At 68.6% G+C, this 21,152-nt stretch carries 12 protein-coding genes and 7 pseudogenes; 5 read left to right on the forward strand and 14 right to left on the reverse strand.

The genetic code is table 11. From position 1 onward, the window contains the following. Window positions 1–13: 13 nt before the first annotated feature. From prmC to hemA, 3 genes are all read right to left on the reverse strand, one after another. Complete coding sequence (gene prmC / locus ACHMXE_RS17475; protein WP_395350368.1) at window positions 14–865, reverse strand: peptide chain release factor N(5)-glutamine methyltransferase; 852 nt, start codon at window positions 863–865, stop codon at window positions 14–16. After that, window positions 862–1,950 (reverse strand): peptide chain release factor 1, encoded by a 1,089-nt coding sequence (gene prfA, locus ACHMXE_RS17480; protein WP_395350369.1) that lies wholly within the window; start codon window positions 1,948–1,950, stop codon window positions 862–864. The genes prmC and prfA overlap by 4 nt, the downstream gene beginning before the upstream one ends. A 187-nt stretch (window positions 1,951–2,137) precedes the next feature. Continuing rightward, the gene (gene hemA, locus ACHMXE_RS17485; protein WP_395350370.1) at window positions 2,138–3,409 is read right to left on the reverse strand and encodes a glutamyl-tRNA reductase; all 1,272 of its coding nucleotides are present in this window, start codon (window positions 3,407–3,409) and stop codon (window positions 2,138–2,140) included. Between the two features lie 93 nt (window positions 3,410–3,502). Between hemA and ACHMXE_RS17490 the strand changes: the two genes are divergently transcribed. Then, entirely contained in the window at window positions 3,503–3,781 is a 279-nt protein-coding gene (locus ACHMXE_RS17490; RefSeq protein WP_057592075.1) for a hypothetical protein, read from the forward strand. A gap of 10 nt (window positions 3,782–3,791) precedes the next feature. Here ACHMXE_RS17490 and ACHMXE_RS17495 read toward each other — a convergent pair whose 3' ends face one another. From ACHMXE_RS17495 to ACHMXE_RS17510, 4 genes and pseudogenes are all read right to left on the reverse strand, one after another. Beyond that, the gene (locus ACHMXE_RS17495) at window positions 3,792–4,292 is read right to left on the reverse strand and encodes a GNAT family N-acetyltransferase (protein WP_395350371.1); all 501 of its coding nucleotides are present in this window, start codon (window positions 4,290–4,292) and stop codon (window positions 3,792–3,794) included. Then, the gene (locus tag ACHMXE_RS17500; RefSeq protein WP_057592073.1) at window positions 4,289–5,083 is read right to left on the reverse strand and encodes an ABC transporter ATP-binding protein; all 795 of its coding nucleotides are present in this window, start codon (window positions 5,081–5,083) and stop codon (window positions 4,289–4,291) included. Before ACHMXE_RS17500 ends, ACHMXE_RS17495 begins: the two co-directional genes overlap by 4 nt. Continuing rightward, a pseudogene (locus tag ACHMXE_RS17505) lies at window positions 5,083–5,980 on the reverse strand (ABC transporter permease). The gene ACHMXE_RS17500 and the pseudogene ACHMXE_RS17505 overlap by 1 nt, the downstream one beginning before the upstream one ends. A 74-nt stretch (window positions 5,981–6,054) precedes the next feature. Continuing rightward, window positions 6,055–7,029 (reverse strand): ABC transporter substrate-binding protein, encoded by a 975-nt coding sequence (locus ACHMXE_RS17510; RefSeq protein ID WP_395350372.1) that lies wholly within the window; start codon window positions 7,027–7,029, stop codon window positions 6,055–6,057. A gap of 206 nt (window positions 7,030–7,235) precedes the next feature. On the opposite strand from ACHMXE_RS17510, the gene ACHMXE_RS17515 reads away from it, so the two are divergent. Then, the gene (locus tag ACHMXE_RS17515) at window positions 7,236–7,706 is read left to right on the forward strand and encodes an Lrp/AsnC family transcriptional regulator (protein ID WP_209541745.1); all 471 of its coding nucleotides are present in this window, start codon (window positions 7,236–7,238) and stop codon (window positions 7,704–7,706) included. 18 nt (window positions 7,707–7,724) lie between these two features. On the opposite strand, the gene ACHMXE_RS17520 is transcribed toward ACHMXE_RS17515, so the two are convergent. From ACHMXE_RS17520 to ugpB, 7 genes and pseudogenes are all read right to left on the reverse strand, one after another. Further along, window positions 7,725–8,522 carry a mechanosensitive ion channel family protein gene (locus ACHMXE_RS17520; protein ID WP_395352706.1) on the reverse strand — a complete coding sequence of 266 codons (798 nt, stop codon included), beginning with the start codon at window positions 8,520–8,522 and terminating at the stop codon, window positions 7,725–7,727. A gap of 1,129 nt (window positions 8,523–9,651) precedes the next feature. Next, a pseudogene (locus ACHMXE_RS17525) lies at window positions 9,652–10,149 on the reverse strand (DUF3772 domain-containing protein); the annotation flags it as partial. 70 nt (window positions 10,150–10,219) lie between these two features. Then, window positions 10,220–10,961, reverse strand: a pseudogene (gene ugpQ, locus ACHMXE_RS17530) (glycerophosphodiester phosphodiesterase). Then, a pseudogene (gene ugpC / locus ACHMXE_RS17535) lies at window positions 10,958–11,966 on the reverse strand (sn-glycerol-3-phosphate ABC transporter ATP-binding protein UgpC). Before ugpC ends, ugpQ begins: the two co-directional pseudogenes overlap by 4 nt. A 17-nt stretch (window positions 11,967–11,983) precedes the next feature. Next, entirely contained in the window at window positions 11,984–12,832 is an 849-nt protein-coding gene (gene ugpE / locus ACHMXE_RS17540) for a sn-glycerol-3-phosphate ABC transporter permease UgpE (protein WP_395350373.1), read from the reverse strand. Window positions 12,833–12,896: 64 nt separating this feature from the next. After that, window positions 12,897–13,778, reverse strand: a pseudogene (gene ugpA, locus ACHMXE_RS17545) (sn-glycerol-3-phosphate ABC transporter permease UgpA). Window positions 13,779–13,906: 128 nt separating this feature from the next. Beyond that, window positions 13,907–15,221: pseudogene (gene ugpB / locus ACHMXE_RS17550) on the reverse strand (sn-glycerol-3-phosphate ABC transporter substrate-binding protein UgpB). A 231-nt stretch (window positions 15,222–15,452) separates the two neighbouring features. Between ugpB and serA the strand changes: the two are divergent. The 3 genes and pseudogenes from serA to ACHMXE_RS17565 all read left to right on the forward strand — a co-directional run bounded on the left by serA (window position 15,453) and on the right by ACHMXE_RS17565 (window position 21,149). Beyond that, window positions 15,453–16,686, forward strand: a pseudogene (gene serA / locus ACHMXE_RS17555) (phosphoglycerate dehydrogenase). A gap of 138 nt (window positions 16,687–16,824) precedes the next feature. Beyond that, window positions 16,825–20,703, forward strand: coding sequence for a DUF3683 domain-containing protein (locus tag ACHMXE_RS17560; protein ID WP_395350374.1), 3,879 nt, complete (start codon window positions 16,825–16,827; stop codon window positions 20,701–20,703). Then, window positions 20,700–21,149 carry an HIT family protein gene (locus ACHMXE_RS17565; RefSeq protein WP_395350375.1) on the forward strand — a complete coding sequence of 150 codons (450 nt, stop codon included), beginning with the start codon at window positions 20,700–20,702 and terminating at the stop codon, window positions 21,147–21,149. Before ACHMXE_RS17560 ends, ACHMXE_RS17565 begins: the two co-directional genes overlap by 4 nt. Window positions 21,150–21,152: the final 3 nt, after the last annotated feature.

The following is a 21,152-nucleotide window of genomic DNA, read 5'->3' on the forward strand; positions in this document are numbered from 1 at the left end:
TAGGCTGGAGGGATTATTTCACCGTGCGCCGGATTCCGCCCGAGCAGCGCGCGATGCCTGCCAGGTCGTCGCGGCTTTGCACCTCGGCGAAGCCGTGGTCGGCCAGAAGCTGCCGCACCGCGGGTGCCTGGTCGTGGCCGTGCTCCAGCAGCAGCCAGCCGCCTTCGGCCAGGTGCGCGGGCGCGTCGGCAACGATGCGGCGGATGTCGTCGAGCCCGTCGGCGCCGGCCACCAGCGCCGAGACGGGCTCGTGCTGCAGCGCAGGCAGGTGCGGGTCGCCGGCGGCGATGTACGGCGGGTTGCTGGCGATCAGCGCGTAACCCGGGTCCGCGCCCGCGAGCCAGTCGGCCTGGGCGAAGCGCACCGGCAGCTTCAGGCGCTCGGCGTTGGCGCGGGCCACCGCGAGCGCGTCGGCGCTGGCATCCACGGCATCGACCCGTGCGTCGGGCCGTGCATGCTGCAGCGCCAGCGCGATCGCGCCGCTGCCGGTGCCCAGGTCGAGCACGCGTGGGGCGGCCTGGCCTTCGAGGCATGCCAGCGCCCAGTCGACCAGCGTCTCGGTGTCGGGCCGCGGCACCAGCACGCGCGGGTCGACGCGCAGCGCGAGGCCGTGGAATTCCTTCTCGCCCAGCAGGTAGGCCACCGGTTCGCCCGCGAGGCGGCGCAGCAGCCGCGCCGACAGTGCGGTCCACAGCGGCTCGGGCAGCGCGTCGGTGTCGTGCGCGAGCAGCCAGGCGCGGTCGTGCGGCGGCCGGCCCAGCGCATGCAGCAGCAGCAACTGGGCATCGAGCCGGTCGACGCCCAGCCGCGCGGCCGCGGCCAGCGCCTGGGTCACGGTAGAAGGCGCGAGCGGCTCGGTGCTCATGAGGGCAGGCTCGATTCGAGTTCGGCCAGCTGCTCGGCCGCGCGCGCCGCGCGCAGCGCCTCGAGCACGTCGCCGAGGTCGCCTTCCATGATCGCGAGCAGCTTGTAGAGCGTGAGGTTGATCCGGTGGTCGGTGAGCCGCCCTTGGGGGAAGTTGTAGGTTCGGATGCGGTCGGAGCGGTCGCCGCTGCCGATCAGGCCCTTGCGCAGCGCGGCGTCCTTGGCGGCGCGCTCGCTGCGCTCCTTCTCTTGGATCCGCGCCGACAGCACCTGCAGCGCCTTCGCCTTGTTGCGGTGCTGGCTGCGGTCGTCCTGGCACTCGGCCACGATGCCGGTCGGGATGTGCGTGATGCGCACCGCCGAATCGGTCTTGTTGATGTGTTGGCCGCCGGCGCCGCTGGCGCGGTAGGTGTCGATGCGCAGGTCGGCCGGATTGATCTGCACCGCCTGCGTCTCGTCGGGCTCGGCCAGCACCGCCACCGTGCAGGCGCTGGTGTGGATGCGGCCCTGCGTCTCGGTGGCCGGCACGCGCTGCACGCGGTGGCCGCCCGACTCGAAGCGCAGGTTGCCGAACACCTCGTTGCCCGAGATGCGCACCACCACTTCCTTGTAGCCGCCGAGCTCGCTCTCGTTCTCGCTGACGATCTCGCAGCGCCAACCGGCGCGCTCGCAATAGCGCGTGTACATGCGCAGCAGGTCGCCCGCGAACAGCGCCGATTCGTCGCCGCCGGTGCCGGCGCGGATTTCGAGGAAGGCGTTGCGCGCGTCGTCGGGGTCCTTGGGCAGCAGCAGGCGCTGCAGTTCGTCTTCCAGCTGCGCGAGCTCGGCCTCGCCCTCGGCGATCTCCTGCGCGGCCATCTCGGCCATGTCGGGGTCGTCGAGCATCTCCTTCGCGCCCGCGATGTCGGCCTCGCGCTGCACGTAGCGCGCATAGCGGCCGGCCACCTGCGTCACCTCGGCATGCTCGCGCGAGATGGTGCGGTACTGCGCCATGTCGCCCATGATGTCCTCGCGCGAGAGCAGGAAGTCGAGTTCGCCGAGGCGGGCGGCATAGCGTTCGAGTTGGTGGCGGAGAAAAGGCTTCACGGGTGAGGGTGGAAAAGCGGGATCGGGAGCGGGAACCGAACGCAGAGGGCGCGAAGGTTTCGCAAAAGCCGCAGAAGGAGCGAAAAATCTTTTGAAGGTTTCTTTCGCGTTCTTCGCGAAACCTTCGCGCCCTCTGCGTTCGGATGTCCGCTTTCATCAGCGCGGACGACAACGCCAGCCAGCGTCGCTAACGCTCTTTGCGCAGGAACAGGCGCGAGATGGTCTGCGCCGTCTGCTCGCGCGAGGCGGCATCGCCCGCGTGCAGCTCGGCCAGCGCGCCGTGCAGCATCTTCTGCGTGAGCCCGCGCGACATCGCTTCGAGCACGGCCTCGACCGATTCGCCCTTGGCCAGCAGCTTGCGCGCGCGCGCCAGCTCGGCGGCGCGCCATTCGTCGGTCTGGGCGTTGAGCTGCTGGATCAGCGGCACCGTGCCACGCTGGCCCAGCCAGTGCATGAAGCTCTGCACGCCGGCGTCGATGATGACCTCGGCCTGCGCCACCGCGGCCTGGCGATTGGCCTGGCCCTGCTGCACGACCTGCGCGAGGTCGTCCACGGTGTAGAGATAGATGTCCTCGAGCGCCTTCACCTCGGGCTCGATGTCGCGCGGCACGGCCAGGTCGACCATGAACATCGGGCGGTGCTTGCGCGACTTGAGCGCGCGTTCCACGGCGCCCAGGCCGATGATCGGCAGCGTGCTCGCGGTGCAGCTCACGACGATGTCGAACTCGGCCAGCCGCGCCGGCAGGTCGGCCAGCCGCATCGCCTCGCCGCCGAAGCGCGAGGCCAGCTTCTCGCCGCGCTCGAGCGTGCGGTTGGCGATGGCGATGGACTTCGGCTCCTTGGCCGCGAAGTGCGTGGCCGCGAGGTCGATCATCTCGCCGGCGCCGACGAACAGCACGCGCGTCTGGCGCAGGTCCTCGAACAGCTGGCCGGCCAGGCGCACGGCGGCGGCGGCCATGCTGATCGAGTGCGCGCCGATCTCGGTGGCGGTACGCACTTCCTTGGCGACCGCGAACGAGCGCTGGAACAGCTGGTTGAGCGTGCTGCCCAGCGCGCCGGCGGTTTCGGCGGCGCGCACCGCATCCTTCATCTGGCCGAGGATCTGGGCTTCGCCGAGCACCATCGAATCGAGGCCGCTGGCCACGCGGAAGGCGTGGCGCGCGACGTCGCCGTCGTGCAGGGTGTAGGCATGCGAGCGCAGCAGCGCGGGGGCCACGCCGCCGCTCTGGGCCAGCCAGCCGACCGTGTGGTCGATCGCGGCATGGTCGGCGGCGCAATAGATCTCGGTGCGGTTGCAGGTCGAGATGATGGCGGCCTCGACCTGCGGGTGGCGGCCGCTCGAGAACGAGCTGCGCAGGCTCTGAAGCGTGGGGGCGATCTGGTCGAGGGCAAACGCGAAACGACCGCGCAGATCGAGCGGCGCGGTCGTGTGGTTCAAGCCGAGAGCCCAGACAGACATGTCACGATTATAAAATTTGCGGAGCCCGTCCCGGCACCGTGCTGTCTATGACCTCCATAGCGGCTGGCGGATGACGCTTCCGCCCCTTCCCGAATGTCCGCGCTCGCCCTGCTCAACCACCTCCTCAACTTCGCGCTGCCGGCCGTCTTCGTGGCCGGAGTGCTCGCGCTGTGCGGCCGCTTCCTGATGCCGCGAAAGCCTGGAACGCCTGCCATCTGGGCGCAATTCGCTATCAATACGATAGCTGGCGTGCTGGTGCTGCTGGCCGGCCTGGTATTTACGGGCCACGACGGCCGCATCGCGAGCTATGCCGCGCTGGTGGTGGTCTGCGGCACCGTGCAGTGGCTGCTGCAGCGCGGCTGGCGGCGCTGAGCGGCGGTCCTCAGGCTCGCACCATGTAGTGCGCCGGCGCGGGATAGCTCGCCAGGCGCGCCTGCTGCGCCGCGTCGGCCAGCGCATGCACCGCGTAGCCGTGGCGTTCCCAGAAGCCCAGCGAGGACTGCACCGACACCAGCGCCGAGCGCCGCCAGCCCGCCGCGTCGGCGAAGGCCAGCGCATGCCGTACCAGCGCCGGCCCCAGGCCATGGCCCGAGGCGGCCGGGTCGACCGCGAGATCGTGCAGGTAGAGCGCGTCGGCCTGTGCCTCGGGCAGCACCTCGAAGTCGCCGTGCAGGGCCGTGAGCTTGCCCACGCGCGAGGGATAGGCCGCGAGGTAGGCCGCCACCCGCCCCGCGTGCTCGATCACCCAGCCGGTGCGCGGCGCCGCGGCGAGCCGGCGCACGATCAGCGTCCCGTCCTCGACGAAGCCCGCGCCGTAGCAGGCGAGCTGGATCGCCAGCACGGCCTGCAGGTCCTCGGGCCGCATCGCGCGCACGGCGGTCATGCCAGGAGCAGCTTGTCGTCGTCGAGCTTCTCGCCGCGCGTCTGTTCGAACATGCGCAGCAGGTCGGGCACGTCGAGGCCCGAGCGCTCGGGGCCGGCCACGTCGAGGATCACCTGGCCCTCGTGCAGCATCACCGTGCGCGAGCCGTAGTCCAGCGCCTGGCGCATGCTGTGCGTGACCATCATCGCGGTGAGCTTGCTCTCCTCGACGATGCGCGCGGTGAGCTCGAGCACGAAGGCCGCGGTCTTCGGGTCGAGCGCGGCCGTGTGCTCGTCGAGCAGCAGGATGCGCGAGGGCTTGAGCGAGGCCATCAACAGGCTCACGGCCTGCCGCTGGCCGCCCGACAGCAGGCCGATGCGGTCGGCCAGCCGGTTCTCCAGCCCGAGCTTGAGGATCGACAGCTTCTCGCGGAACAGCTCGCGCAGGCCGCGGTTCAGCGACAGGCCCAGGCCGCGCCGCTCGCCGCGCTTCCAGGCCAGCGCCATGTTCTCCTCGATGGTCAGCGCCTCGCAGGTGCCGGCCATCGGGTCCTGGAACACGCGCGCCACCATGCCCGAACGCTGCCAGGCGTTGAGCCGCGTGACGTCCTTGCCGTCGATCTCGATGCGGCCCTTGTCGACGATCAGGTCGCCGCTCACCGCATTGAGGAAGGTCGACTTGCCGGCGCCGTTGGAGCCGATCACGGTGACGAACTGGCCGGTGGGAATCTCCAGGCCGAGCCCGCGCAGCACGCGGTTCTCGATCGGCGTGCCCGGGTTGAAGGTCATCTCGAGTTGTTCGGCGCGCAGCATCAGTTCTTCCCCTTGAAAAGCCCGGCGAGCTTGCGCTTGTAGGCAGGCACCAGCAGCGCGAACGCCACCAGCACGGCGGTCACCAGGTTCAGGTCCTGCGCCTGCAGGCCCATGAAGTCGGTGTTCAGCGCCATCGCGATGAAGAAGCGGTAGAGCAGCGCCCCCAGGATGCAGGCCAGCGTGGTGATCACCATGCTGCGCGCGGGCATCAGCGTCTCGCCGATGATCACCGCCGCCAGGCCGATCACGATCGTGCCCACGCCCATCGAGATGTCGGCCGTGCCCTGGCTCTGCGCGAACAGCGCGCCGGCCAGCGCCACCAGCGCGTTCGACAGCGCCAGGCCCGCCATGGTGTGGAAGTCGGTCGAGATGCCCTGGGCGCGCGCCATGCGCGCATTGCCGCCGGTGGCGCGCATCGCCAGGCCGGCCTCGGAGGCGAAGAACAGGTCGACCACGATCTTCGCGGCGATCACGATCAAGAGCAGCAGCAGCGGCTTGGCCCACTGCTCGGGCATGCCGCCGAAGCTGGCCATGCTGAACACGGTGGGCTGCGGTGATCAGCGCCACGTTGGGCTTGCCCATCACGCGCAGGTTGATCGAGTAGAGCGCGATCATCACCAGGATGCTCGCGAGCAGCTGCATGATCTTGAGCTTCACGTTGAGCCAGGCCGTGACCCAGCCCGAGACGGCGCCCGCGACGCAGGCCACCGCGGTGGCGGCCACCGGGTTCCAGCCGGCCACGATCAGCGTGGCGGCCACGGCGGCGCCGAGCGGGAAGCTGCCGTCCACCGTGAGGTCGGGGAAGTTGATGATGCGAAAGGACATGAAGACGCCCAGCGCGACCAGCCCGAATATCAGGCCGATCTCGATGGCGCCCAGCGAGGCGATGAGGGACATGAGGAAGAAGCTCCCGGCGAAAAGAAAGACGGGCCGCCCGCAGGACGGCCCGTCGGCGGCGATGAAGCCGGGACTTACTTGGTGTTCACGACCTTGGCGGTCTTCAGCAGCTCGTCCGACAGGGTCACGCCCTGCAGCTTGGCCGCGCCCGGGTTCACCACCAGCTCGAAGTTGGTGCTGGTCTGCGAGGCGATCGTGCCGGGCTTCTCGCCCTTGAGGATGCGCACCACGATCTTGCCGGTCTGGCGGCCGATGTCGGTGTAGTTCAGGCCCAGCGCCGCGACCGCGCCGCGCTCGACGGTCGCGGTGTCGGCCGCCACCACCGGCAGCTTGGCCTGCTGCGCCACCTTCACGATGCCCTCGAAGGCCGACACCACGTTGTTGTCGGTCGGCGTGTAGATCGCGTCGGCCTTGCCGACCAGGCTCTGGGCGGCGGTCGGCACGTCCACGGTGCGCGCGGCGGCGGCTTCCACCACCGTCATGCCGGCGGCCGTTGCGGCCTTCTTGAGGTCGGCCACGATCGCCACCGAGTTGGCTTCGCCGGGGCTGTAGATCACGCCGATGCGCTTGGCCGTGGGCACCACCTGCTTGATGAGGGCGATGTGCTTGTCCAGCGGCGACAGGTCCGACACGCCGGTCACGTTGGTGCCGGTGGCGTCCCAGCTCTTCACCAGCTTGGCGGCCACCGGGTCGGTCACGGCCGAGTAGACGACCGGGATGGTCTTGGTGGCGGCCAGCGTGGCCTGGGCCGAGGGGGTGGCGATCGCGACGATCACGTCGGGCTGGTCGCCCACGTACTTGCGGGCGATCTGGGCCGCCGTGCCCACGTTGCCCTGCGCGCTCTGGTAGGTGAACTTGAGGTTCTTGCCCTCTTCGTAGCCGGCCGCCTTCAGCTCGGCCTTGACGCCGTCGCGCACGGCGTCGAGCGCCGGGTGCTCGACGATGGCGGTCACGGCCACCGACTTGTCGGCCGCGAAGGCGGGCGCGGCGGCGAGCATGCCGAGGGCCAGGGCGGCGGCGACAGGGGTGCGAAGCAGGGCGAATTTCACGTGGAATCTCCGGAAAGAGGGAACGGGACGGGTCCGACGCCCCGGCATGCACCGGGGCAGGGAATCGATGGCACGGAAATGCGGCATGCACTTCCAGAGCCTGAAGTCTAGAGCGTGGTTTGCACAATTAAGGTGCATCCCGCGCCAGTGCTTACCCCGCTTTCGAGAAATATGATTGCGGTCATCGGGATTTGAAGGAGACGAAATTGCACGAGATCACGCTCGACCGCATCGACAGAAAGATCCTCGACCACTTGCAGGCCCATGGCCGTGCATCGAACCTCGAACTCTCCGAAGTGGCCAACCTGTCGCCGGCCCAGTGCCTGCGGCGGCACCGGCGGCTCGAGGAGATGGGCTTCATCAGCGGCTACGCGGCCCGGCTCGACGCGCGCCAGGTGGGGCTCGGCGTGATCGCCTTCATCCACGTGACCATGGCGCGCGGCCACATCGGCGAGCTGCCGAAGTTCCAGGACCTGGTGGCCGATCTGCCGCAGATCCTCGAGTGCTATTCGGTCACCGGCGACTTCGACTACGTCATCAAGGTGGTCGCGCGCGACCTGCACTCGCTGTCGCAGTTCCTGATGGACACGCTGATGCACATGCCGGGCGTGTCGGCCGTGCGCTCGAGCGTGTGCCTCAACGAGGTGAAGTGCACGACCACCCTGCCGCTGAACTGACCCGGGCGCAGCCGGCCTTCAGCCCTGCACGCCCGGCAGCGGCGAGGCCGGCGAGGAGGGCACCGGCGAGGGCGCGGTCGAGAGCGCCGAGGGGGCCGCCGGCGCGGCCGCCATCACCAGCGTGGGCGTCGCCATCGGCAGGTCGGCCTGGCGCAGCGCGTCGAGGATGGTGAACAGCAGGTCGCTGCGCACGCCGCCGGCCAGCCGCGGACTGGCCACGTAGGCGATCGCCTGGAAGATCAGCAACCCGTTCTCGATGCCCTCGAGCGTGAGCGAGGGCGCCGGCGTCTCGAGCACGCCCTCGTGCGCCTTGCAGGCCTCGAGGATCAGGTCGCGCACCTTCTGCGCGTCGGTGGTCAGCGGCATCGGCAGGCGGATCAGCACCCGGCCCTCGGCGTTGGCCAGCGTCATGTTGCGCACGGTCTTGGTGATGAATTCCGAGTTCGGCACGATCAGCGTGGAGCGATCGCCGAGCTGGATCTCGGTGGCGCGCACGTTGATGCGCCGCACGTCGCCCTCGGCCGTGCCCAACACCACCCAGTCGCCCACCTTCACCGGCTGCTCGGCCAGCAGGATCAGGCCCGAGATGAAGTTCTGCACGATCGCCTGCAGGCCGAAGCCGATGCCCACCGACAGCGCGCTCGCCACCCACGCGATGCGCTCGACGCCGATGCCCAGGGCCGAGAGCGAGAACGCGATCACCAGGATGCCGCCCACGTAGCCCAGCAGGGTGCTGATCGAGCTCTGCATGCCGGGCTCGAACTTGGTGGTCGGCAGGTAGCTCGCGGCCAGCCAGCGCTTGAAGATGCGCAGCATCACGAAGCCCACGGCCAGCACCGCCACCGCGCTGAGGATCGCGCCCGGCACGAGCTGGAACTCGCCGATCTTCACGCCGGGTGCCGAACTTGCCGCTGCGCTGGAACACCTCGCCGGGGCTGGTGCCCAGCGGCGCGGCCAGCGCGATCAGCATGTAGAAGAACAGCGCCACACGGCTCAGGCCCGACAGCACGGTGGCGATCTGGTCCAGCGTCTGCGGCGCCAGGCCGAAGCTCTTCTGCAGCCGCTGGCCGAAGCCGCTGCGCGACGACACGGTGGCCATGAACACGTCGTCGGCGAACTTGAACAGCACGTAGAACGCGGTGGCGACGATGCCGCTCCAGGTCAGCTGCGAGGCCAGGAAGCTCGCGAGCGCCACGTAGCCCACGGCCACCAGCACCCAGATCACGATCATCAGGATCGCGATCAGCGCCACCAGGATGCCGACCCACATCGGCCGCTCGGGCAGGCCCTCCTCGGGCGCGCCGGCGCGCAGCGCCTTGAGCCGGTAGAGCACCGCGCCGACCAGCGCGGTCAGCAGCAGCGCGGTCAGCACGTGCGTGGCGACCACGGCCGAGAGGCTGGCGTCGACCAGCGCATTGATCTCGGCCGGCGCCCAGGCCAGGGCCGCCACCAGCGCCACCAGCCAGGGCAGGGCCGCCAGCCGCGCGGCCATGCTGTCGGGAATGGGCGGCAGCCGCCACGACGGCCGGCCGATGGCCAGCAGCGCGCGGCCTAGGCCGATCACGAAGGCCATGAACACCAGCGCCTGCGCCAGCGACAGCATCGCCTTGCGCGCCTGCGGCGCCCAGCCCGCGTGCTGCTCGAGCACGTAGACGAAGCCGTGCGCCGCCAGCGCCACCAGCAGCACGTGGGCGACGACGATGGCGATCACCAGCAGCGAGCGCCGCAGCCGCCCGGCGGGCAGCAGCTTCACCGCGAGCCGGGTCAGGCCGTGCTCGGCGGCCCAGACGCCCGCGAAGGCCAGCAGCAGCGCGCCGACCAGCGCCGCGATCACCAGCGCGCGGCCCTCGCCGCCGAAGGCGGTGGCGAGGCCCGTCTGCACGCTCGCCGCCATGGCCTGCAGCCGATCGATGTCGTCGGGCCAGGCCTCCTGCAGGTCGCTCCAGAACTCGCCGGTCAGCGGCGAGGCCGCGCGCTCGGTGAGCTGGGCCTCGAACACCGCGCGGCGCTGCGTCAGCAGGTCGGTGCCGCGCTGGCGCACGTCGATCGCCAGCAGCTTGGCGAGCCGGATGTCGGCGTCGAGCGCGTTGCGCTCCTTGGTCAGGCGCGCGCGCTGGCGCGTGATGTCGGGGTCTTCGCTGGCGCCGGCCGCGGGCGGGTTGCCGAGTTCGCCCAGGCGCGCGTTGAGGTCGTCAAGTTCGCCGGTGCGCGCCGCCACGAACTTGTCGGCCTGCGCGCCGATCGCGTTGATCTGCGTCAGCCGGCTGCGCGCATCCTCGGCCGAGTCGGTGCTCTGGTCGATCTTCGTGAGCAGCGCGCGCAGCTCGGCCACGGTGGGCGCGGGCGGCGCGGGCGCGAGATCGGGGTCCTGCTGCGCGAAGGCGGTGCCGCACAGCAGCAGGGCGGCCATCAGGAAGGCCGCGAGACGGGAGGTCCAGCTCATGCGCGCATCATAGAAGCCGTACCTGAAGGCCCGGCTTCGCGGCGCGTCACAGCATGTGACGGATTTGCGTTCAGCGCGCGGGGCTGAACAGATCGACGCGGTCGGTGATGATGCCGTCGGTGCCCAGTTCGATCAGGCGCTGCGCGGCCCAGTCGTCGTTGACCGTGTAGCTCAGCGCGCGAAGGCCGGCGCCGTGCACCTGCGCCACCACCGCGGCGTCCCACAGCGCGTGGTCGGCAGACGATGGCCACGCAGCCGAGTTCGCGCGCGGTCTCGAGCCAGCCGCTCCACAGCGTGTCGAGCAGCAGGCCGCGCGGCAGTTCGGGCGCCGCGGCGACCGCGCCCTTCAGCGCATCGACCTGGAACGAGGTCAGCAGCGGGGGAATGGCCGCATCGCGCCACAGCGCCGCGGCCTGCCGCGCCACCGCCTCGCCGGTTTCGCGCTCGGTGCCCGGCGTGGGCTTGATCTCGATGTTCAGCAGGTGGCCGTTGGCCAGGCAGAAGCGCGCGAGGTTCTCGAGCGTGGGCAGCGGTTCGCCCGCGAAGGCGCGCGAATGCCAGCCGCCCGCGTCGAGCTGGGCGAGTTCGCGCCAGGGCTTCTGGCCGCCGATGCCGCGTCCGCTGGTGGTGCGCTCGAGCGTGGCGTCGTGCATCAGGAACACCACGCCGTCGGCGCTGAGCTTGGCATCGCACTCGAACATGCGATAGCCGTGCGCGGCGCCGAAGCGGAAGGCCGCGAGCGTGTTCTCGGGCGCGAGCTTGCCGGCGCCGCGGTGGGCGATCCAGCGCGGATAGGGCCAGGGCGTGCTCATTCGGTGCGTTTGCCCGAACCGGCGTCGAACCAATGAAGCTTGTCCTCGCGCGCGGCGATCTTCACGGTGTCGCCCGCCATCGGCGGCCGGTCGGCCTCGTCGGTGCGCATGATGATCTGCTCGTCGCCGATGCGGCCGTAGACCAGGCGCTCGGCGCCCAGCAGTTCGACCTGCTCGACCTGCACCGACCAGCCGCTCTCGTCGAGCGCCATGTGCTCGGGGCGGATGCCCAGGATCTGGCCCGGCCGCACGCCCGGCGCGTGGCGCAGCAGGTTCATCGGCGGCGAGCCGATGAAGCTCGCGACGAAGGTGGTGGCGGGGCGCGAATAGACCTCCTCGGGCGTCGCGAACTGGTCCATCACGCCGCCGTTCATCACGATGATGCGTTGCGCCAGCGTCATGGCCTCGACCTGGTCGTGGGTGACGAACAGCGAGGTGATGCCGAGCTCGCGGTGCAGCTTCTGGATCTCGAGGCGGGTCTCGGGCGCGCAGCTTGGCGTCGAGGTTCGACAGCGGTTCGTCGAACAGGAACACCTGCGGCTGGCGCACGATGGCGCGGCCCATGGCCACGCGCTGGCGCTGGCCGCCCGAGAGCTCGCGCGGCTTGCGTTCGAGCAGGTGGCCCAGTTCGAGGATCTTCGCGGCCTTGTCCACGCGCACCTTGATCTCGGCCACCGGCACCTTCGCGATCTTCAGGCCGTAGGCCATGTTCGCGAACACCGTCATGTGCGGATAGAGCGCGTAGTTCTGGAACACCATCGCGATGTCGCGCTCGGAGGGCTCGAGCTGGTTCACCACCCGGTTGCCGATGGCGATCTCGCCGGCGGAGATCTCCTCCAGGCCGGCCACCATGCGCAGCAGCGTGGACTTGCCGCAGCCCGAAGGGCCCACGATGACGACGAACTCGTGGTCGGCGATCTCGGCACTCACGCCGTGGATGACCTGGTTGGCCTTGGGCCCGTGGCCGTAGCGCTTGATGACGTTGCGTAGGGAAATGGCAGCCATGTTTTCAGTTCAGCGTTTTATTTGTCGGTATCGACCAGGCCCTTGACGAACCACTTCTGCATCAGCACCACGACCACCGCGGGCGGCAGCATGGCCAGCACGGCGGTGGCCATCACCACGTTCCAGTCGACGGGCGACTCGCCGTTGCCGATCATGGCCTTGATGCCGACGACGATCGGGTACATGTCCTCGCTGGTGGCGGCGATCAGCGGCCACAGGTACTGGTTCCAGCCGTAGATGAACTGGATCACGAACAGCGCCGCGATGCTGGTCTTCGACAGCGGCAGCAGGATGTCCTCGAAGAAGCGCATCGGCCCGGCGCCATCGACGCGCGCGGCCTCGACCAACTCGTCGGGCACCGTCAGGAAGAACTGCCGGAACAGGAAGGTGGCGGTCGCCGACGCGATCAGCGGTATCGAGAGGCCGGCGAAGCTGTTGATCATGCCGAGGCTGGCCACGACCTGGTAGGTCGGGCCGATGCGCACCTCGACCGGCAGCATCAGCGTGATGAAGATCAGCCAGAAGCACAGGCCGCGCAGCGGGAAGCGGAAATACACCACCGCGAAGGCCGACAGCAGCGAGATGCTGATCTTGCCGAAGGTGATGACGAGCGTGATGACCGTGCTCACCCAGATCATCCGCGCGACCGACACGTTGGCGCTGGTGCGTCCGCCGCCGGTCAGCGCCGCCTTGTAGGTTTCCAAGAAGTTGCTGCCGGGCAGGATCGGCATCGGCGCCTGCATGATTTCCTGCGGCGTATGGGTGGAGGCGATGAAGGCCAGGTAGATCGGGAACATCACCAGCAGCACGCCGATGATCATGATCACGTGGGCGAGGATGCCCAGCGAGGGACGGCGCTCAACCATGGCGGGCCTCCGTGGCGGTGGCCGCGCGGCGGGCGGGGTAGAAGGGGTGCATCGGGGGCGGTCATCAGTACTGGACCTTCTTTTTCGACGTAGCGGAACTGCACCACCGTCAGCGCGATGACGATCACCATCAGCACCACCGACTGTGCGGCGGCGCCGCCGAAGTCCATGCCGCGGAAGCCGTCGAAGTACACGCGGTAGACCAGCGTGGCCGTGTCCTTGCCGGGGCCGCCCTGGGTGGTGGCGTCGATGATCGCGAAGGTGTCGAAGAAGGCGTACACCATGTTGATCACCAGCAGGAAGAAGGTGGTCGGCGTCAGCAGCGGGAACTGGATGGTCCAGAAGCGGCGCATCGGGCGCGCGCCGTCCATGGCGGCGGCCTCGATCAGCGACTTCGGGATCGACTGCAGCCCCGCGAGGAAGAACAGGAAGTTGTAGGAGATCTGCTTCCAGACCGAGGCCATCACGACCAGCGCCATGGCGTGGTCGCCGTTGAGCAGGTGGTTCCAGTTGAAGCCGATCTTCTTGAGCCAGTAGGCCACGATGCCGATCGAGGAGGAAAACATGAACGACCACAGCAGGCCGGTCACGACGGGGGCGACCGCGTACGGCAGGATCAGCACGCTGCGGTAGAAGCGCGTGCCGCGCACCACCCGATCGGCGAACACCGCCAGCACCAGGGCGATGCTCAGGCCCAGCACCGTCACCAGCACCGAGAAGACGATGGTCGTGTGGAACGAGGCCATGTAGGTGCTGTCGTTCCACAGCGCCTCGAAGTTCTCCAGCCCCACCCAGGTGATCGAGTTGCCGAAGGCGTCCTGCTGCTGCAGCGACTGCACCAGCGCCTGGCCCGCGGGCCAGAAGAAGAAGACGCCGACGATGAACAGTTGCGGCGCCAGCAATGCCCAGGGCAGCCAGTTCGAACGAAGATGACGCGTTTTTCCATGGGGCAGGGCGTTCAGGTCACGGACACACTAAATAAGCAAACAGCCAGGACTGCACGGGTCAGCCTGGCTTGTGGCGGGTAAAACGAACCGAAACGAACATTCGTTCGCGCCGGTCCGGGGTCGGAGCTTACTTGTTTGCGGCCTGAAATTTCACCAAAAGTTCGTTTCCGCGCTTCACGGCGCTGTCCAGCGCTTCCTTCGGGGTCTTCTTGCCGGTCCAGATCAGCTCGGTTTCCTCGTCCTCGATGGCGCGGATCTGGGGCAGATTGCCCAGGCGCACGCCACGCGACTTGTCGGTGGTCTTCTTGATCATCTGGTTCACCGCGACGTCGGTGCCCGGGGTTTTCCTTGTAGAAGCCGGCCTTCTCGGTCAGCTCGTAGGCGGCCGTGGTGATCGGCAGGTAGCCGGTGCGCATGTGGCTTTCCGACTGCACCTTGGGGCTCGACAGGAAGGTGAAGAACGCGGCCACGCCCTTGTAGTTGGCGGCCGGCTTGCCCGACATCACCCACAGGCTGGCGCCGCCGACGATCGTGTTCTGCGGTGCGCCCTGCACGTCCGGGTAGTAGGGCAGCGCCGATTCGGCGAACTTGAACTTGGCGTCGCGCTTCACGCTGGCGTAGCTGCCGACGAGCCGATGAACATCGCGCATTCACCCGAGGTGAACGAGGTGATCGGCTTGCTGGCGCGGCCCTTGTAGACGAACAGGCCCTGCTTGGACATGTTCGACAGGTTCTCGAAGTGGCGCACGTGCAGCGGCGAGTTGAATTCCAGGCGGGCGTCGAGGCCGCCGAAGCCGTTGTTTCTTCGAGGCGTACGAGGTGTTGTGCCAGGCCGAGAAGCTCTCGAGCTGGGCCCAGCTCATCCACGAGGTGGTGAACGGGCACTGGTTGCCGCTGGCCTTGAGCTTGGCGGCCGCCGAGACCACTTCGGGCCAGGTGGCGGGTGCCTTCTCGGGGTCGAGGCCGGCGTTCTTGAAGGCGTCCTTGTTGTAATAGAACACCGTCGTCGAGCTGTTGAACGGGAACGACAGCATCTGGCCGTTGGGGGCGGTGTAGTAGCCGGCCACCGCGGGGATGTAGGCCTTGGGGTCGAACTTCTGGCCGCCTTCCTTCATGACGTCGGCCACGGGCTTGATGGCGCCCTTGGAATACATCATGGTGGCGGTGCCCACTTCGAACACCTGCAGGATGTCGGGCGCGTTGCCCGAGCGGTAGGCCGCGATGCCGGCGGCCATCGACTGGTCGTATTCGCCCTTGTAGGTGGGCACGACCTTGTAGTCCTTCTGGCTCTCGTTGAACTGCTTGGCGAGGTCGTTGACCCAGTCGTTGAGGGCGCCGTCCATCGAGTGCCACCACTGGATTTCGGTCTGGGCCTGGGCGAGGGCTGGCACGGCCAGAGCGGCAGCCAGCGTAGAGGCGATGGCGAGCGTCTTGAAGCGCATTAAGACTCCTGTAGGGAAAAGTAAGTAAAACCGTCGATGTTAGGTTACATACGTGACGGTTCTGCGGCTTTGTCGCACGGAGTGCACACGTCGAGAAACCCGGGGAAACCCCCTTGGACGACAGGGCGCTCGCGCGCGGGGCCCCTGCTTGCTGCGCTGCACCATGCTAGCATCGCCCTCCCTTTTTCGGCCTAGCCTGTTGCCATGGCCGGGGCTACCGCGAGCAGCAGCATGAGCAGCAAGACCTCCCTCGACAAAAGCAAGATCAAGTTTCTTCTGCTCGAGGGTATCCACCCCTCGGCCGTGGAGGTGCTCCATGCGGCGGGCTACACCAACGTCGAGTCGCTGCCGGGCGCGCTGCCCGACGAGCAGCTCAAGGCCAAGATCGCCGACGTGCACTTCCTCGGCATCCGCTCGCGCACCCAGCTGACCGCCGAGGTGTTCGCGGCCGCCTACAAGCTGGTGGCCGCCGGCTGCTTCTGCATCGGTACCAACCAGGTCGACCTCGAGGCCGCGCGCGAGCACGGCGTGGCGATCTTCAACGCGCCTTATTCCAACACCCGCTCGGTGGCCGAGCTGGTGCTGGCCGAGGCGATCCTGCTGCTGCGCGGCGTGCCCGAGAAGAGCGCGGTGGCGCACCGCGGCGGCTGGCTCAAGTCGGCCGACAACGCCTTCGAGATCCGCGGCAAGACGCTGGGCATCGTGGGCTACGGCTCGATCGGCGCGCAGCTGTCGGTGCTGGCCGAGGCCCTGGGGCATGCACGTGGCCTTCTACGACGTGGTCACCAAGCTGCCGCTGGGCAATGCGCGCCAGGTGCGCGACCTGCACCAGCTGCTGGCGCAGAGCGACATCGTGACCCTGCACGTGCCCGAGACGCAGGCCACACAATGGATGATCGGCGCGGCCGAGATCGCGGCCATGAAGCCCGGTTCGATCCTGATCAACGCCTCGCGCGGCACCGTGGTCGAGATCGACGCGCTGGCCGGCGCGCTGAAGGAGAAGAAGCTGCTGGGCGCCGCCATCGACGTGTTCCCGGTCGAGCCGCGCAGCAACAAGGACGAGTTCCAGTCGCCGCTGCGCGGACTCGACAACGTGATCCTCACGCCCCACATCGGCGGCTCGACGATGGAGGCGCAGGCCAACATCGGCCTCGAAGTGGCCGAGAAGCTGGTCAAGTACAGCGACAACGGCACCTCGACCTCGTCGGTCAACTTCCCCGAGGTGGCGCTGCCCGCGCACCCGGGCAAGCACCGCCTGCTGCACGTGCACCGCAACGTGCCGGGCGTGCTGTCGGAGATCAACAAGATCTTCTCGGACAACCACATCAACATCTCCTCGCAGTTCCTGCAGACCAACGAGAAGATCGGCTACGTGGTGATGGACATCGACGCCGCCTCCTCGGACCTCGCGCTCGAGAAGCTCGCGAAGGTGCAGGGCACGATCCGCAGCCGCGTGCTGTTCTGATCGCGTTGCGCTGATGCCGGCCGGCGCGCCGGCAGTGCCAGAGGGACACGCGTCGGCGCCAGGGCACGAACCCTGGCCCTGACCTAAAATCCCTACCCCGGCTATGGACGCGTGGCGCCCGGCCGAGGCCCCACCCCGATGAATGCTCCGACCGCGTTGAACGCGCTGCTGTCGCAGGCCGCAGAGCCTGCACGACTGCGTGAGATCCCCTACAACTACACCAGCTTCTCCGATCGCGAGATCGTGATCCGCCTGCTGGGCGAGCGCGCCTGGGAATTGCTCCAGACGCTGCGCGCCGAGCGCCGCACCGGCCGATCGGCGCGCATGCTCTACGAGGTGCTCGGCGACATCTGGGTCGTTCAGCGCAACCCCTACCTGATCGACGACCTGCTCGACAACCCGCGCCGCCGCGGCCTGCTGGTCGATGCGCTGCGGCATCGCCTGGCCGAGGTGCAGAAGCGCCGCACGCCCGACAGCGACCTGCCGCGCGACCAGCTCGTGGGCGAGCTCACGGCCCGCGTCGGCGAGGCCGTGCAGGCCTTCGACACCCTGTTTCGCGACATCGCCGCGCTGCGCCGCAAGGCCACGCGTGTGCTGGGCCGGCTCACGGCCAAGGACAACATCAAGTTCGACGGCCTCTCGCGCGTTGCCCACGTCACCGATGCCACCGACTGGCGCGTGGAGTACCCCTTCGTCGTGCTGTGCCCCGACACCGAGGCCGAGATGGCGCTGCTGGTCAAGGGCTGCATCGAGCTGGGCCTGACCATCATTCCGCGCGGCGGCGGCACCGGCTACACCGGCGGCGCGATCCCGCTGACCTGGAACAGCGTGGTCATCAACACCGAGAAGCTCGAGGCGATGACCGAGGTCGAGCTGGTCGCGCTGCCGGGCCTCGAGGCCCCCGTGCCCACCATCTGGACCGAGGCCGGCGTGGTCACGCAGCGCGTGGCCGACGCGGCCGAGCGCTCGGGCTACGTGTTCGCGGTCGACCCGACCTCGGCCGAGGCCTCGTGCGTCGGCGGCAACGTCGCGATGAACGCCGGCGGCAAGAAGGCCGTGCTGTGGGGCACCGCGCTCGACAACCTGGCCTCGTGGCGCATGGTCACGCCGCAGGCCGAATGGCTCGAGGTCACGCGCATCGGCCACAACCTCGGCAAGATCCACGACGCCGAGAGCGCGCTGTTCGAGCTCCAGTACTTCGCGGCCGACGGCAAGACGCCGCTGCGCATCGAACGCCTCGACATCCCCGGCCGCACCTTCCGCAAGGAAGGCCTCGGCAAGGACGTGACCGACAAGTTCCTCTCGGGCCTGCCGGGCATCCAGAAGGAAGGCTGCGACGGCCTGATCACGAGCTGCCGCTGGGTGGTGCACCGCATGCCGGCGCACACGCGCACCGTCTGCCTCGAGTTCTTCGGCAACGCCAAGGACGCGGTGCCCAGCATCGTCGAGATCAAGGACTTCATGTTCGCCGAGCAGAAGCGCTCGGGCGTGCTGCTGGCCGGCCTCGAGCACCTCGACGACCGCTACCTGAAGGCCGTGGGCTACGCCACCAAGTCGAAGAAGCACGGCGGCCTGCCGAAGATGGTGCTGTTCGGCGACATCGCGGGCGACGATGCCGACGCGGTGGCGCGCGTCACCTCCGAGGTGGTGCGCATCGCCAACTCGCGCAGCGGCGAGGGCTTCATCGCCATCAGCCCCGAGGCGCGCAAGAAGTTCTGGCTCGACCGCAAGCGCACCGCCGCGATCAGCCGCCACACCAACGCCTTCAAGATCAACGAGGACGTGGTGATCCCGCTGCCGCGCATGGCCGAGTACAGCGACGGCATCGAGCGCATCAACATCGAGCTGTCGCTGCGCAACAAGCTCGCGCTGGTCGACGAGCTCGAGAAGTTCTTCGTGCACGGCAACCTGCCGCTGGGCAAGACCGACGACGCCAACGAGATCCCCTCGGCCGAGCTGCTCGAGGACCGCGTGGCGCAGGCCGTGGCGCTGCTGCAGGAGGTGCGCGCGCTGTGGGCCGGCTGGCTCGACGAGGTCGATGCGCTGTTCCCGCAGCTGCAGGACCATTCGCTGCGCGCGAGCTGGAAGACCCAGCTGCGCCAGCCGCTGTCGGCGATCTTCGCGGGCGCGGCCTTCGCGCCGATCCTGGCCGAGTGCACGGCGATCCACAAGCGCGTGCTCAAGGGCCGCGTGTGGGTCGCGCTGCACATGCACGCGGGCGACGGCAACGTGCACACCAACATCCCGGTCAACAGCGACAACTACGAGATGCTGCAGACCGCGCACGAGGCGGTCGCGCGCATCATGAAGCTGGCGCGCCGGCTCGACGGCGTCATCTCGGGCGAGCACGGCATCGGCATCACCAAGCTCGAGTTCCTGTCGGACGAGGAACTGCGGCCCTTCGCCGAATACAAGCAGCGCATCGATCCCGAAGGCCGCTTCAACAAGGGCAAGCTGCTGCGCGAGCCGGGTGCCGGCGCGCAGTCGCTGCATGCCGACCTGACCAATGCCTACACGCCGAGCTTCGGCCTGATGGGGCACGAGTCGATCATCATGCAGCAGAGCGACATCGGCGCCATCGCCGACAGCGTCAAGGACTGCCTGCGCTGCGGCAAGTGCAAGCCGGTGTGCGCCACCCACGTGCCGCGCGCCAACCTGCTCTACAGCCCGCGCAACAAGATCCTCGCGACCTCGCTGCTGGTCGAGGCCTTCCTCTACGAGGAACAGACCCGGCGCGGCGTGAGCATCAAGCACTGGGAGGAGTTCGAGGACGTGGCCGACCACTGCACGGTGTGCCACAAGTGCCTCACGCCCTGCCCGGTGAAGATCGACTTCGGCGACGTGTCGATGAACATGCGCAACCTGCTGCGCAAGATGGGGCAGAAGAGCTTCCGCCCCGGCAACGCGGCCGCGATGTTCTTCCTCAACGCGACCAATCCGCAGACCATCAAGGCGGTGCGCGCGGGCATGGTGGGCATCGGCTTCAAGGCGCAGCGCATGGCCAACGACCTGCTGCGCGGCCTCGCGAAGAAGCAGACGGCGGCGCCGCCGGCCTCGCTCGGACCGGCGCCGATCAAGGAGCAGGTGATCCACTTCATCAACAAGAAGATGCCGGGCAACCTGCCGAAGAAGACGGCGCGCGCACTGCTCGACATCGAGGACGCGGACTACGTGCCGATCATCCGCAACCCCAAGGCCACGACCTCGGAGACCGAGGCGGTGTTCTATTTCCCGGGCTGCGGGTCGGAGCGGCTGTTCTCGCAGGTGGGGCTGGCGACGCAGGCCATGCTCTGGCATGCGGGCGTGCAGACGGTGCTGCCGCCGGGCTACCTGTGCTGCGGCTATCCGCAGCGCGGCAGCGGCCAGTTCGACAAGGCCGAGAAGATGATCACCGACAACCGCGTGCTGTTCCACCGGGTGGCGAACACGCTCAACTACCTCGACATCAAGACCGTGGTGGTGAGCTGCGGCACCTGCTACGACCAGCTGCAGGGCTACCAGTTCGACAAGATCTTCCCGGGCTGCCGGATCATCGACATCCACGAGTACCTGCTCGAGAAGGGCATCACCCTGGGTGACGCCGGCGGCGCCGGCTACCTCTATCACGACCCCTGCCACACGCCGATGAAGCAGCAGGACCCGATGAAGACGGTGAAGGCGCTGGTCGGCGACAACGTGCTCAAGAACGACCGCTGCTGCGGCGAGTCGGGCACGCTGGGCGTGTCGCGGCCCGACATCTCGACGCAGATCCGTTTCCGCAAGGAAGAGGAACTGAAGAAGGGCGAGGCCGCGCTGCGCGACGGCGGCAAGATCGGCGCCGGCGAGAACGTGAAGATCCTCACCAGCTGCCCGAGCTGCCTGCAGGGCCTGTCGCGCTACGGCAGCGACCTGAACAACGGCCTGCTCGAGGCCGACTACATCGTGGTCGAGATGGCCAACAAGATCCTCGGCGCCGACTGGATGCCCGCGTACGTGGCGGCCGCGAACCAGGGCGGCATCGAACGGGTGCTGGTGTGAGCGCGGTCCCAGGCTGCGTACTGTGCGAGGGGCCCGGCGGGCGTCTCGTGTTCGAGGGCGCGAAGCTGCGCGTGATCCATGCGCAGGAGGCGGGCTTCCCGGCCTTCTACCGCGTCGTGTGGACCGCGCATGCGCCCGAGTTCTCCGACCTCGACACGGCCGACCGCGTGCTGTGCATGGAGGCCGTGGCGGTGGTCGAGCAGTGCCTGCGCGAGCACCTGCAGCCGGCGAAGATCAATCTGGCCGCGCTCGGCAACATGGTGGCGCACCTGCATTGGCACGTGATCGCGCGCTTCGCGGACGACAGCCATTTTCCGGGCTCGGTGTGGGCCGGCGCGCAGCGCGAACGCGATGCCGTGCGCGAAGCGCAGGTCGCGGCGCGCCTGCCGGCCGCGGAGGCTGCGATGATCGAGCGCCTCGGCCGCATGGGTGGCCAGGGCAACTGAGGA

Source organism: Variovorax sp. UC122_21 (assembly GCF_044056785.1).
Lineage (GTDB): Bacteria > Pseudomonadota > Gammaproteobacteria > Burkholderiales > Burkholderiaceae_C > Variovorax.